This is a genomic window from Bradyrhizobium sp. 22 (assembly GCF_000482425.1).
GTDB classification, from domain to species: Bacteria; Pseudomonadota; Alphaproteobacteria; order Rhizobiales; family Xanthobacteraceae; genus Bradyrhizobium; species Bradyrhizobium japonicum_B.
Window position 1 is genome coordinate 2,238,410 of the sequence record NZ_KI519399.1, and the last position, 12,542, is coordinate 2,250,951.

General features: G+C 65.5%; 13 protein-coding genes. 4 read left to right on the forward strand and 9 right to left on the reverse strand.

Translation table 11 applies throughout. The features are described from left to right. Positions 1-79: 79 nt before the first annotated feature. The 4 genes from K410_RS0111920 to K410_RS40350 all read right to left on the reverse strand — a co-directional run bounded on the left by K410_RS0111920 (position 80) and on the right by K410_RS40350 (position 3,753). A complete protein-coding gene (locus K410_RS0111920) occupies positions 80-1,285 on the reverse strand; it encodes a M20/M25/M40 family metallo-hydrolase (protein ID WP_028135060.1) in 1,206 nt (401 codons plus the stop codon). Positions 1,286-1,386: 101 nt separating this feature from the next. Beyond that, positions 1,387-2,631: an MFS transporter gene (locus K410_RS0111925; RefSeq protein WP_028135061.1), complete on the reverse strand. Its 1,245-nt coding sequence runs from the start codon at positions 2,629-2,631 to the stop codon at positions 1,387-1,389. Positions 2,632-2,824: 193 nt separating this feature from the next. Continuing rightward, complete coding sequence (locus K410_RS0111930) at positions 2,825-3,100, reverse strand: HGGxSTG domain-containing protein (protein WP_028135062.1); 276 nt, start codon at positions 3,098-3,100, stop codon at positions 2,825-2,827. Beyond that, positions 3,097-3,753 (reverse strand): hypothetical protein, encoded by a 657-nt coding sequence (locus K410_RS40350; RefSeq protein WP_028135063.1) that lies wholly within the window; start codon positions 3,751-3,753, stop codon positions 3,097-3,099. Before K410_RS40350 ends, K410_RS0111930 begins: the two co-directional genes overlap by 4 nt. Before the next feature lie 465 nt (positions 3,754-4,218). On the opposite strand from K410_RS40350, the gene K410_RS0111940 reads away from it, so the two are divergent. Continuing rightward, a complete protein-coding gene (locus K410_RS0111940; RefSeq protein WP_028135064.1) occupies positions 4,219-5,202 on the forward strand; it encodes a Bug family tripartite tricarboxylate transporter substrate binding protein in 984 nt (327 codons plus the stop codon). A gap of 4 nt (positions 5,203-5,206) precedes the next feature. On the opposite strand, the gene K410_RS0111945 is transcribed toward K410_RS0111940, so the two are convergent. Both K410_RS0111945 and K410_RS0111950 read right to left on the reverse strand, forming a co-directional pair. After that, a complete protein-coding gene (locus tag K410_RS0111945) occupies positions 5,207-5,668 on the reverse strand; it encodes an NUDIX hydrolase (protein WP_028135065.1) in 462 nt (153 codons plus the stop codon). 71 nt (positions 5,669-5,739) lie between these two features. Then, positions 5,740-6,705 carry a lytic transglycosylase domain-containing protein gene (locus K410_RS0111950; protein ID WP_028135066.1) on the reverse strand — a complete coding sequence of 322 codons (966 nt, stop codon included), beginning with the start codon at positions 6,703-6,705 and terminating at the stop codon, positions 5,740-5,742. Positions 6,706-6,888: 183 nt separating this feature from the next. Between K410_RS0111950 and K410_RS0111955 the strand changes: the two genes are divergently transcribed. Further along, positions 6,889-7,923 (forward strand): L,D-transpeptidase family protein, encoded by a 1,035-nt coding sequence (locus K410_RS0111955; protein ID WP_028135067.1) that lies wholly within the window; start codon positions 6,889-6,891, stop codon positions 7,921-7,923. Here K410_RS0111955 and K410_RS0111960 read toward each other — a convergent pair. From K410_RS0111960 to K410_RS0111970, 3 genes are all read right to left on the reverse strand, one after another. Continuing rightward, positions 7,920-8,195: a hypothetical protein gene (locus K410_RS0111960; protein WP_028135068.1), complete on the reverse strand. Its 276-nt coding sequence runs from the start codon at positions 8,193-8,195 to the stop codon at positions 7,920-7,922. The genes K410_RS0111955 and K410_RS0111960 overlap by 4 nt on opposite strands. A 60-nt stretch (positions 8,196-8,255) precedes the next feature. Beyond that, the gene (locus K410_RS0111965) at positions 8,256-9,131 is read right to left on the reverse strand and encodes a VOC family protein (RefSeq protein ID WP_028135069.1); all 876 of its coding nucleotides are present in this window, start codon (positions 9,129-9,131) and stop codon (positions 8,256-8,258) included. 139 nt (positions 9,132-9,270) lie between these two features. Beyond that, the gene (locus K410_RS0111970; RefSeq protein ID WP_028135070.1) at positions 9,271-10,461 is read right to left on the reverse strand and encodes a urate hydroxylase PuuD; all 1,191 of its coding nucleotides are present in this window, start codon (positions 10,459-10,461) and stop codon (positions 9,271-9,273) included. Between the two features lie 234 nt (positions 10,462-10,695). Here K410_RS0111970 and K410_RS0111975 point away from each other — a divergent pair, with 234 nt between their 5' ends. Both K410_RS0111975 and K410_RS40355 read left to right on the forward strand, forming a co-directional pair. After that, positions 10,696-12,024 (forward strand): PQQ-dependent sugar dehydrogenase, encoded by a 1,329-nt coding sequence (locus tag K410_RS0111975; RefSeq protein WP_028135071.1) that lies wholly within the window; start codon positions 10,696-10,698, stop codon positions 12,022-12,024. Positions 12,025-12,259: 235 nt separating this feature from the next. After that, the coding region (locus K410_RS40355) for an IS3 family transposase (RefSeq protein WP_049820020.1) at positions 12,260-12,542 on the forward strand (283 nt) is incomplete at its 3' end.

Consider the following 12,542-nt stretch of genomic DNA (forward strand, 5'->3'; position numbering starts at 1 on the left):
CGAAACCCATCATCTTCGTCTTCGCGGGGGACGATGGGTTTCGCTGCGCTCTACCCATCCTACGCCCTCCAAACCCAACTCACCGCATCGTCGCAAGTTGCACCGCCAGTGCGCAGGCGCGGTCGTATTCGTCGAGATTGATCCATTCGTCGACCGTGTGCGCCTCGTTCTGCCCTGCGCCGAAGGTCACGGTCGGAATGCCGTGACGGACCATCCAATTGGCATCTAAGCCGCCATTGGCGGTGCGGACGTTCGGCGTGCCGCCGACCGCGGTCACGGCCTCGACCGCGCGCTTGATCACGGGTTGGCTGTCCTTCATGCGGAACGGATAATAGTCGGTCTCGGCCTTGAACTTGACCTTACCGGACTTGCCTTGCGCATTCGTCACCTTCTTGGCCGCCTTATCGAACGCGGCCTTGTAGGCCCTGGTGATCTCCTTGAAGAATTTGCCGTCGTGGCTGCGGCTCTCGCCGCGCACATGCACGTAATCGGTGACGACGTTGGTGGCATCGCCCGCGGGGCGGCCCTCGCCGCCGGTGACGGGGCCGACATTGCTGGTGCCTTCCTTTTTGCCCTGCCGCTTGCCCTTCACCACCTTGCCGAACCAGCCGCCGGCCTTCACGTCGGCGAGCGCCAGCGCCATGATCATGGTCGCGGAGATGCCGCGCTCCGGCGCGACGCCGGCATGCGAGGCGCGGCCGAAGATCTCGACGCTCCAGCGGTCGGCGCCGACGGCCCCGATGACGACGTTGGACGCGGAGCCGCCGTCATAATTGAACGCCATCACCGGCTTGCCGAGCGCGTCCAGCTTGACGTGGCGGGCGCCATAGAGCCCGCTCTCCTCGCGCACGCAGAACAGCAGCGTGATCGGCGGATGATCGAGCTTCTGCTTTTCGAGCTCAGCGGCCAGCGTCACCAGCACGCCGCAGCCGCAGCGATTGTCGCCGCCGAGCGCGGTCCTGGCCTCGTTGACGATCTTGCGCCCGGACAGTTTCGGCTTGGCGCCGGCGCAGAGCGGTACGGTGTCCATGTGCGTCATGAACATGATGCGCGGTTGGTTGTGCAGCGCGCCGCGGCCGGGCAGGTCGACGATGAGGTTGCCGGTCTCGGTCGGCACGGGAATGCGGGTGTTGGCATCGTCGAGCCGCATCGCCTTCGCCGGCACGCCGCTCTCCTTCAGCGCGGCCATGAGCTCGCGCCCGATCGCCGCCTCCTGTCCGGTCACGCCTTCGACCGAGAGAAAGCGCATGAGACGGTCGGTGGCGGCTTTGGTGTCGACGGGCATGGACTCGAATTCCCCTGATGCAGATTCGTAGGATGGGTAGAGCGAAGCGAAACCCATCACCTCTCCGCAAGAACGATGGGTTTCGCTTCGCTCTACCCATCCTACGGATTCGCAGTCGTGTAAGTCAAAAACATCACGACGCCGAGTGCCAGCATGGCAGCCATGAACAGCAGCACGGCCGGGAGTCCCGCGAGCGCTGCCACCGCGCCCGTCATCGACTGCATCAGCGCCGCGCCGAGGAAGAAGGCGAGGTTGATCGCGGCCAGCGCCTTGCCCGCGGTTTGCGCGTCGACCAGCTGCCTGGACATGCCGAACAGCAGCGGCTGGGCGGAGGTCGCAAGACCGATCAGCACGAACAGCACGAGGTCGTATTGCGGCGGCATCACGGGCACGCCGAACATCACAGAGACCGCGTAGAGCGGCGCGCCTAGCCCCATCAGTGCCAGCAGCAGCGCTCCGGCCATATGCGAGCCCGCCACCAGCGCGCGACGCCGGCCGAGCCGGCGGTCGATCATGCCGATGACAAGCGGACCTATGATCATGGCCAGCGTGAATGCGCCAAGCTGATTGCCGGCCTCGACCCGCGACAATCCCTTCACCTGCATCAGCCACGGTCCACCCCACAGGCCGCGCAGCACCAGGGAGGTCGCCAGCGACACCAGCGCCAGCGCGATCAGGCCGCGCAAGGGCCGCGAGAGGCCGAGCCTGAGCACCTCGATCATCTGCAACACCGGCGAGGACTCGTCCTTTTGCTCGGCCGGCTGATGCGGCACCAGCGCGAACACGGCGAGCGCGACCGCGACGCCGCCGAGCGCGGACATCCAGAACCCGGCGCGCCAACCCCAAGTGTCGACCACGAGGGCGAGCGGGCTCGCCGACAGCAGCATGCCGATATTGCCGATCGAGAGGATCGCGCCGGACCACAACCCGAACCGCGCCGCAGACAATTGCTTCGCCGCCAGCGTCATCGGGCACATCAGCATGCCCGAGGTGGCGACCCCCAGCATGAACTGCCCGACCGCGAAGCTCGCAGGGCCGGTGGCAAACCCCGAGGCGACCGCGCCGAGCACGGTCCCCGCCAGCAGGCTCAGCGACACCGGTCGCACGCCGAAGCGATCCATTGCCGCCCCGACCGGGATCTGCGCCGCGGCGAAAGCGAAGGGATAAATCGAGGTGAGGCTCGCCAGCGCCTGTGGCTCGAGATGGAAATCTGCCGCCATGAGGTCGAGGCTGACGGCCGGAATGGTGCGCAGCAGGGTCGAGAGCATGTGGCCGCAGGCGAGCGCCACGAGCGCAAGGATCAGCACGCGGGTGGCGGTGCCCGCGTCGTTGGCGGCTGTGGTCATGAGCGGTTCCGTCCCGGCAAGGGTTTTGGATGGCTTACATGATGGTAAGGTGAGCGCCAATGGCGGCATCGCGACCCCCCTCATTCCGGATTGTGCTTTCAGCCGGCAATCCGCACGGCGTTCGCCAGGTGCTTCTGACCGTCCTGGCGAAGCGCCGGGCGTGCGGTACTGTCGGCCTCAGGCCTGCTTTGCTTTAATTCGAGTCCAGTTCCCCCAGCAGCTTTCCTGCATCCTCCAGCAGTTCCTGGATCGCCCGTTGCTCAGTGATCCGGTCCCGCGTGAAGACGCCGTGCTTGCGCGCGTTGCGGTTGCCCCATGGCGCACCCGATCCCAGGGCGCCGCCGTGCATGCGGCAGCGCAGCTTGCCGCGCACGGCCGGCGCGCGGCAGGCGAGGCCGCCGCGCGTGCTGGCGCCGCAGCGCGGGCTCTCCGCCATTGCGCGCGTGTTGCGGACCCGATCCACACTCATGCGGTGGCGCCCCGCAATATTTCGGTCCGGTCGTGCTGGTAGTCGCCGGCTTCGTCGGATGGGACCAGTCCCGCGTCTGTCGCGGTGCCCGGCTCACCCACGGTCAGGTGCGCATGCTGCGCGACATTCCCCACGATTGCGCTGCCGCCGTCCTGCACCGACAGATTTTGCACCGTGATCGGACGCTCGCCGTTGCCGCGGTGGCGGTTGAGCGCTTCCATCTGCGCCGCGAAGGTGCGGGCCAGCCTGGTCAATGTGCGCGAAGCGCCTTCCTGCTGCGAGAGGCCCTCGGTGAAGGCAAGGCGAGATGCGGCGCGCATCGTGGCGACGTGAACGGACACCATCTGCGCCGTCAGCATGGCCTCGAGCGAATCCCTGGGCGCGATGCCTTTCACCATCGAGATCATGAAAGCGAGATTGTCCTCGTCGGGCTTCTGCAGGATCACGCTGGCTTTCATCAATTGCTTGAGGATGCCGTGCAGCGCGTCGCGGTCGACGGCGCCGAGCGCCTCGCCCATCAAGCGTTCGCCGGTTTCGGCGTCCGGATGCTGGATCACGATGTCTTTTCGGTCGAGCTTGATCCGCGGGCTCGGCCGGTTGCCGCCATACCGGGCGAGGGGCATCGTGCTGTTGCGTGTCAGGGTTGTCGTCATGTCGAGAGATCCTTTGGGCCCACGGCACGTGCCAGCAGGCTCCGCTGATGCGAAACCGGCGCGCGCAGCTGCTGTGCGGCGGTTGCGTTGTTAGTTGTCGATGCAGGACTTGTGCGCGACCGAAGCGAGACCCACATGGTCGTGAAGGCCGATGCTCACGCGGATCGCGATGATGCCAGGATGCCCCTGTTTTGCCCGACGAGTCAATTGCGATTTCGTGCGATCCGAAGTCGGATTCGAAGCTTGCGGCCCTGCCGTAAGTCCTTGTTTCGACTGAGGCCGTCTACTGTGCATGGGGTTGTTTTCGCATTTTTTGTCTGTAGGAGGTGCGGACCTGCCGTGCTGCGGAATGAAAGCGGGCGAACGCGATTGCGAAATCCGGCGCGGCCGCTATTCATGATCCTCCAATGCGTCGCACCAACAAGCCTGCACAAGCAGCGCTGGTGAGATCTGGGGAGAGAACCGATGCAACGAACCGTCCGCCTGCTGGCCGTCATCGCCGGATTGTGCGCCGCTGTGCTGCCCACCGAAGTCATGGCGCAGAAATATCCGGTGCGGCCGGTCAAGGTCATGGTCGGCTTCAGCGCGGGCGGTCCGGTCGATGTCGTCGCGCGCATCGTCGGCGATCGCCTCGGCAGCAAGCTCGGACAGCCCTTCGTGGTCGAGAACCGCGCCGGCGCCAACGGCATGATCGCGGCCGAAGGCGTCGCGCGTGCCGATGCGGATGGCTACACCATGCTCGCCTGCAACTCCTCGACCATCACGCTGAACAGGACGCTGTTTAGGGATATCCGCTACGACCCGGAAAAGGACTTCGCACCGCTCACCACCGTGGTGTCGGCGCCGCTGGTGCTGGTGGTCAATCCGGAGAATCCCAGGACGGCCGACATCAAGACCGTCGCCGATCTCGTCGCGGCGGCGAAGGCCGCGCCCGGGGCGCTGGCCTACGGCTCGGGCGGCAACGGCAACCTTGCCCATCTCGCCATGGAGCTGCTCAGCCAGAAGGCCGGCATCAAGCTGATCCACGTGCCCTATCGCGGCGGTTCGGCTGCCGAGGTCGGTATTCTCGCGCAGGAGGTGTTGGCGGTGTTCGATCCGCTCTCCGCCGTGCCGCTGGTCAAGGCCGGCAAGCTGCGCGCACTCGCGGTGTCCTCGGCCGAGCGGCTGCCGTCGCTGCCTGACGTGCCGACCGTCGCGGAAGCGGGCTATCCCGGCTTCGACATCTCGTTCTGGGTCGGCTTCTTCATGCCGAAATCGACGCCGGCGCCGATCCTGGAGACGCTGCACCGAGAAATCGTCGCGGCGGCCAAGGATCCCGCAATCGCGGAGAAGCTGGGGTCGCAAGGCGTCGTCAGCGTGCTCAGCCCGGCCGACTACGCCGCCAAGATCGCGAAGGAGACGAAGGACCTTGCCGAGGTCGTGGCGGCCGCGAACATCAAGGCGGAGTGAGTCTCTACGCGTCACCCGCCAGCTGCGCCAGCCGGTCGAGCAGGGGGCGTTGGCCTGCGTTGATCTTCTCCCGCGCCGCTTCGAGCGTGAACCATTCGGCACGATCGACTTCCGGGAAGGTCTGCCGTTGGCCGCTTCGTGGCGGCCATTCCATCTCGAACGTGTTGCTGCGAATGCTGCGCACGTCGAGATCGAGCTCGGCCGCGAAGGCGGTGACGAGCTTGCCGCCGCGCTGCTTGACCTGACCAAGCGCGGTCAGCGGCCCGGACAGCTCGAGCCCGAGCTCCTCTGCGAATTCGCGCCGCGCCGCGATCTCAGCATCTTCGTCGTCCGCATATTCCCCCTTGGGAATCGACCATGCGCCGAGATCTTTGTTGCGCCAGAACGGCCCCCCGGGATGAACGAGGAGAACCTCGATCTTGCGGCGCCTCCGATAGGCGATGATCCCGGCACTCTTCGATGGCATCGCGTGGTTCCGTGCAGCAGCGTTCCGGCTTTCTCTCCGGAAACGTGGAGCCGCGCAAGCGGCGGCTCCGCTCACGAACCGGAGGGCCGTTCGCCCGATGCGAAGCGAACGGCACGCGCCTTCGCGCTCTTGCCGGCCGCGCGTGCCGCGATCATGCTGCGTCCCTTGCGCTGGGCCGCGACATTGTTCCGCAGCTGGGTTGCAAACCGCTTGCGCGCACGGTTCGTCGTCGCCCGGGCTGCGAGCTGCTCGGCTTTGTCAAGGATGCGCGTGACCGAGGGTGTCAGGTTGACTGGAACCCAGGCGACGTCCTTGGCCTTCGAGAGGCTGCCGACACCTTCGCAAGGCGCCTCGCGCGGCAGGTCGATCCGGATTGCAATGGCCTCCGAACGCTCGGTCCAGTCCTCGGCCTTGGTGCCGGTGATGATGCGGACATAGTCGCGCGTCTCGCGCGGCAGCCCACTCTCTTTGGCGAGCCACTTCTGAATGCGGCCCGGGCCCGCATTGTAGGCGGCTGCGGCAAGGCCGAGATTGCCGAAATCATCGCGCAGCTTGCGCAGGAACTTTGCCGAGGCCGGCAGCGCCTTCATGGGATCGAAGGGATCGTCGAGCCCGACTTCGGCAGCCGTCTCCGGCATGAACTGCGCAACGCCCTGGGCGCCGGCGTGGCTGACCTCGTTGGACTTGAAGCGGCTCTCCTGCCAGAGCAGGCGGGCAAAGAACGGCACGGGAATGCCGCTGGCCTCGGCGGCCTCGCGAAGCGCATGGCAGAATTTGTCCGTCGGCGAAACGGGATCCTCTGCGACAGGTTCGCTCGCGCGCAGTGGCTCGATCGTTTCCTCATGCGCCGCGCGCGCGTTGGCAAGCTCGATGGCCTGGACGCTGGCGAGGAAGAGTTCGACCATCGGAACCAGTGGCGAGGCATGATTGTTCTGAAGAGTGGCGGTGTCGAAAGTTGATGTTTTCCGGGACGCCGACGGATCGAGGTCGCACATCAGAAGCAGAAACGCGGCGCAAGCCGCGACGACAAATCGCATTTGCTGGGACAACCTCGAACTGTGGGATGAACGGCCAGCGATGCGCCGGCGCTAGGAAGTTCTTAACCTTCCGATTGCGGCAAAGCTGCGGTCTCGCCGGTTCCTTCGGTGTTAGTACGGTGTTCCCAAAAAGAAACTGCCCGCGATTTGCGGATCATTATTTTCGGAATGGGACGAGCGATCATGATGCGATGGATGCTTGGTGTGGTGATGTCGCTGTGGTTCGTCTGCCCGGCGCTCGCGGGCAATCTCGATGCGAAGGCCGTGAACGATGCAGCGCGTCCGGAAAAGCTGCCAGCTGCCGACAAGATCAGCGCGCCGGTGACGAAGCTTCAGATTTTGCTCGATCGTGCGCAATTCTCTCCGGGCGAGATCGACGGCAAGCTCGGCGAGAACGCGCAGAAGGCGCTGAAGGCCTTCGCCGAGCAGAACGGGCTTGGCTTCGACAAGACCATCGCGCCCGAACTCTGGGACAAGCTGAACGCAGCCAGCGAAGGTTCCGTCCTCGTCGACTACAAGATCGCCGACGCGGATGTGAAGGGGCCATTCCTCAAGAAGCTGCCAACCAGGCTCGAGGACATGAAGTCACTGGAGGCGCTGAGCTACACCAGCCCGCTCGAAGGGCTCGCTGAAAAATTCCACATGAGTGAAGAGCTGTTGAAGGCGCTCAATCCGGGAAAGGCGTTCGACAGGAGCGGCGAGACGATCGTCGTCGCCAACGTCGCGGCGCGTCGGGAGCTTCCGCGCATCGTTCGCATCGAGATCGACAAGGCGCAGGCGACGCTCAAGGCCTACGAGGGCTCTGGTCGGCTGGTCGCGTTCTACCCGGCGTCAATCGGCAGCCCGGATCGCCCGACGCCGACGGGGACGCTGAAAGTCACCAGCAGCCATGAGCTGCCGACCTATCGCTACAATCCGGAATACAAGTTCAAGAGCGTGAAATCCAAGAGGCCCTTCGAGATCAAGCCGGGTCCCAATGGCCCCGTCGGATCGTACTGGATCGGGCTGTCGGCGCAGGGCTACGGCATCCACGGGACGGCGGAGCCGGACAGAGTCAGCAAGTCCGCATCGCACGGCTGCGTCAGGCTCACCAACTGGGACGCGCGCGTGATCGGCGAGAATGCCAAGCGCGGCATCCCCGTCGTCTTCCTCGATGCGCCGACGGAATCCTCCTCGAAGCAGCGGGATACGGCGGCCGGCAAGCGCGCGGCGAACTAGTCCTTGGGAAAATCCTTGCGCATCGCGATCTCGGCGGCGTCGGCAGGCGACAGTACGGTCTGGTCGAAAGCGGCCTGCGGTTTCGTCATGATGTCGTAGAGCGAGATGCCCTTGATGGGCTTGCCCATCAGCTCGCGGACGCAGTCGGCGAGCGTGCCGTTGTAGACGAGATAGGGCGGACCCCGGTCCTTCTGCCTCTCGCCCTTCAGCGACGGCCACTTCTTCAATTCGGCCGGCGCGTCATAGGCGATCGGCGATCCCTCTTTGAACATGCGTTGGGCCCTGGTGGCTTTGGATTGCCAGGAATCCTACAGCCGCCGGGTAAACACGCGTTAAAGAATTGGTTTCAAATCAGCCGGGACGAAGGCGAGCAGGGTGCCGTTAGCCTTGGCCGGCGGCACGCAGACCGCAGGCCCGCTGCGCACGGCAGCCGAACCAAGCGCCTTCTCCGTCGCCGCCAGATCGCCGCTGACGAGCACCAGCGCGGCGCCGCCGCGCTCGGCGAGGCCGCCGAGCGGAACGCCCGGATAGCGCTTTCCGAGCTGCTCCAGCGTGAGATAGACGAAGTCGGCGCGATCGCTGCCGGAGGCCACGGTCATGGCGCCGTCGGGCTCCGCCTTGGGCTCGCGGTCGATCAGCCGGCCGAGATGCGCGGCGTCTTGCGCCGGCTCGGGCGTTGCGATCAGAATCTGCTTGATCCGCTTCGCCGCGTTGGCGTGCCTCATCAGCTCGGGAATCCACACGGTCTCGCGCGTCTTGTGCTGGCAGGCGAAGATGCGCACGCCGCCGGGCGCTTCGGCGGTCGGCCACATGAAGGTGCGGAATTTTGCCGCCGAGACAGTGCCGTTTGGCAGCGTCACCGGCCGCTCGAAATCGGTCGGGCCGATCGGCGTCAGGCCACGGGCGCGGATCTCCTCCGCGCCGGCGGCGGAATCGACCGCGGTGAAGGCGATGCGCTCGATGCCCTCGCCGCGCTTGTCGAGAAAGGCCCGCGCCGGCACGTTGTGCTCGGTCGCCGCGAGCACGCCGAGCAGCTCCATATAATCGGGATCGAACATGATGGTGTAATTGCCGGTGCCCATATGCGCGCTGTGGGTGCCGCGCGGGGAGACGGTGAAGCCGAGCCGCCGGTAGTTCTCGGCGGCCTTGTCGAGGTCCGTCACCATGATGACGGCGTGGTCGATACCGATGACGTTCTTGAGAGCCACTGTTCGTTTCCCGCGAATGCAAACTGACTTGGACTACCGCTGATCCTGTCTACGCTGGATAGGCGGCCAAGTCATTTTCAAATCGAGGGAGAGGTGCGGAATTTCGTTTCGTGAAATGCGACGCCGTTGGATGACCAGGTCAGTGTGCCTGCTCGAGATAGGCGGCGAGGATCGCGCGTTCCGCGCCGGTCATCTCGGTGATGTTGCCCGGCGGCATTGCGCCGGACCAGGCCGCGACACGGCCGACCAGGCGGATGTTGCGATGGATGTGCTCGGGCGTATCGAGCAGGATGCCCTTCGGCGCGGTCACGATCCCGGCCCAGACCGGCTCGGCCGCGTGGCACATGCTGCAGCGGGACATCACGATCTCCTCGACGGCATTGCGCGTGGATTGGGTTGACAGCGCGCCCGTCCTCACTTCGCGAGGGCCGGCTGCGGACAGGAACAGGATCGCGATGACGCCGATTGCCGCCACGCCCCACACCCACCATGGCGATTTGCGCCCGGCGTGCCGCGCGTTGAAGAAATGGCGGATCACCGGGCCGAGCGCCAGGATGATCGCGACGATGATCCAGTTGAATCGCGTGGCGTAGAGCAGGGGATAGTGGTTGCTGATCATCAGCACGACGACGGGAAGCGTCAGATAATTGTTGTGGACCGAGCGCTCCTTGCTGGCCTTGCCGAGCTTCGGATCGGGCGCCTGCCCCGCGATCAGCGCCGCCACGATCTTCTTCTGGTTCGGGATGATCAGCGCGAAGACGTTGGCGACCATGATGGTGCCGATGATCGCCCCGATCTGGTTGAAGGCGCCGCGGCCGCTCAGCACATGGGTGAAGGCGTAAGTCAGCGCGACCAGGAACAGATAGCCGCCGATGGCAAAGGGCAATTCGCGCTGCGCCAGCCCGGTGCGACAGGCGGCCTCATAGAGCAGCCATGCCAGCGCGAGGCTCGCGAAGCTGAACAGGCCGGCCTGGAACGACGTGAGGTCGAGGATCGACTTGTCGACCAGGAACAGGTCGGCCTCGAGATAATACACCACCACCATCAGCGCGAAGCCGGACAGCCAGGTCGTGTAGGCCTCCCATTTGAACCAGGTCAGCTCGTCCGGCATCTGGCTGGGGGCGACCAGATATTTCATGATCCGGTAGAAGCCGCCGCCATGGACCTGCCAGGCCTCGCCCTGCACGCCATCGGGCAGGTCGCGTCTCGGTCTGAGGCTGAGATCGAGGGCGATGAAATAGAAGGAACTGCCGATCCAGGCGATCGCCGCCACCACATGCAGCCAGCGGAGCAGCAGGCTCGCCCATTCCGATATGATGGATCCCCACATGATGCCCCCAACAATGGTGGCGGCGATGCCACGGCTTTGCTGACCGCGACGTGCAGCCGCGCCCTCACATCTGTCGCATCGATCTGCCGCATTTTCCAGTACGATGGAACGCACCCGATGCACATCGTGCGAGCACGGGCTGACGTGGAATTCGGCGGCGTGTAACTTGCCGCGGAGCATTTGCGGGGCGATCGACGTTGACGTTTGCGACGTGCAGGCCGGGAGGATGACGACGTGAAGAACAGGATTTCGACCGCGGTGCTGGCTGCGGGTTTGATCGTGGCCGCGACCGGTGCACAGGCCGAGCCCGTGTTGCAGGGCAAGGACGCATATGGCGATTGGCAGGCCGACAAGCCCGGCACGATCAGGCTGATCCGGCCGCAGGATCTGGTCAGGCCCGGCGCCACGCGATCGGTTGCGAGCTCGTCGCGCGTGGTGCCGCGCCCGCCGGAGGCCGCACTCCGGGTGCCCGTGGGCTTCAAGATCGAGCTGTTCGCCGAAGGCCTGCGCACGCCGCGCATCGTGCGGGTGGCGCCAAACGGCGATGTCTTCGTTGCGGAGACGCGGGCCGGCACCATCCGCGTGCTGCGCGCAGGCGAGGGCGGCAAGGTCGCGAGTAACGATGTCTTTGCCAGCGGCTTGCGCCAGCCTTTCGGCATCGCCTTCTTCCCGAACGGCGACAATCCGCAATGGGTCTATGTCGCCAACACCGACAGCGTCGTCCGCATTCCCTATCAGGCCGGCGATCTCAAGGCGCGCGGCAAGGCCGAGACGATCGTGCCAAGCCTGCCGCATGACGGCGGCCATTCCACCCGCGACATCGTCTTCACGCCCGACAACAAGCGCATGCTGGTCTCGGTCGGCTCGCTCAGCAATGTCGCGGAAGGCCTTGGCATGCCGCCGGGCGGACTGGAGGCGTGGTCGAAAGCGCAACCGCTGGGCGCGGCCTGGGCCAGCGAGACGGAGCGCGCGGCGGTGCTGGCCTTCACGCCTGACGGCAAGGAGCGCAGGATCTACGCCACCGGCATCCGCAATTGCGTCGGCCTTGCGGTCCAGCCACAGACCGGTCTGCCCTGGTGCTCGACCAACGAGCGCGACGGCCTCGGCGACGATCTCGTGCCTGATTACGTCACCAGCGTGAAGGAAGGCGCCTTCTATGGCTGGCCGTGGTTCTACATCGGCAGCAATGAAGATCCGCGCCATTTGGGCGCGCGGCCGGATCTCAAGGACAAGGTGACGGTGCCCGACGTGCTGATTCAGCCGCATTCGGCATCGCTCGGCATGACGTTCTACCAGGGCACGCAGTTTCCGCAGGAGTATCAAGGCGACGCGTTCGCCGCTCAGCATGGCTCCTGGAACCGCTCGAAGCGCACGGGCTACAAGGTGATCCGGATCAGGATGAAGGACGGCAAGCCGACCGGGGAGTACGAGGATTTCGTCACGGGATTCGTGGTGAGCGACACGGAAGTTTGGGGAAGGCCGGTGGGAGTGGCGGTGGCAAAGGACGGATCGCTGCTGGTGTCGGAGGATGGCAACGGCACGATCTGGCGCGTGACGCACTGATCCTACCCTCCCCTGGAGGGGGAGGGTCGGCGCGAAGCGCCGGGGAGGGGTGATCTCTCCACTCGGGCAGCGTTCGATGCGGAGAGACCGTCACCCCACCCCGCTACGCATTCCGCTTCGCTGCATGCGTAGCGACCCTCCCCCTCCAGGGGAGGGTGAGAGCAGCATGCTCGCCTTGAACTTCCTCCGAATGAGTGGACACCTGTAGTAGGCTCGTTGAGCCTGGAGGTGTTGAATGGAACGTGCACGTCGGTCGTTTACTGAAGAGTACAAGCGCGAGGCGGCGGGGTTGGTGGTGTCGAGCGGCCGCTCGATCGGGTCGGTAGCCAAGGAGCTCGGTCTGCGCGACTCAGTGCTGCGGCGCTGGGTCGATAAGCTCCGGCGCGAGCCGGCATCGGCGGCGTGGCGCCCCACCACGCAGGCGACGCCGATGTCGGCGGACCAGGCTTCGGAACTCGCCGTGTTGCGCCAGGAGAACGAGCGGCTGCGGATGGAACGCGACATTTTAAAAAAGTCGA

What these genes read in the sequence shown, in the direction of transcription:
- K410_RS0111945 (WP_028135065.1), bottom strand. Translation starts at nt 5,668, where the DNA reads ATGCCATCGAAGAGTGCCGGGATCATCGCCTATCGGAGGCGCCGCAAG.
- K410_RS0111925 (WP_028135061.1), bottom strand. Translation starts at nt 2,631, where the DNA reads ATGACCACAGCCGCCAACGACGCGGGCACCGCCACCCGCGTGCTGATC.
- K410_RS0111960 (WP_028135068.1), bottom strand. Translation starts at nt 8,195, where the DNA reads ATGTTCAAAGAGGGATCGCCGATCGCCTATGACGCGCCGGCCGAATTG.
- K410_RS0111920 (WP_028135060.1), bottom strand. Translation starts at nt 1,285, where the DNA reads ATGCCCGTCGACACCAAAGCCGCCACCGACCGTCTCATGCGCTTTCTC.
- K410_RS0111940 (WP_028135064.1), top strand. Translation starts at nt 4,219, where the DNA reads ATGCAACGAACCGTCCGCCTGCTGGCCGTCATCGCCGGATTGTGCGCC.
- K410_RS0111955 (WP_028135067.1), top strand. Translation starts at nt 6,889, where the DNA reads ATGATGCGATGGATGCTTGGTGTGGTGATGTCGCTGTGGTTCGTCTGC.
- K410_RS0111970 (WP_028135070.1), bottom strand. Translation starts at nt 10,461, where the DNA reads ATGTGGGGATCCATCATATCGGAATGGGCGAGCCTGCTGCTCCGCTGG.
- K410_RS40350 (WP_028135063.1), bottom strand. Translation starts at nt 3,753, where the DNA reads ATGACGACAACCCTGACACGCAACAGCACGATGCCCCTCGCCCGGTAT.
- K410_RS0111930 (WP_028135062.1), bottom strand. Translation starts at nt 3,100, where the DNA reads ATGAGTGTGGATCGGGTCCGCAACACGCGCGCAATGGCGGAGAGCCCG.
- K410_RS0111950 (WP_028135066.1), bottom strand. Translation starts at nt 6,705, where the DNA reads ATGCGATTTGTCGTCGCGGCTTGCGCCGCGTTTCTGCTTCTGATGTGC.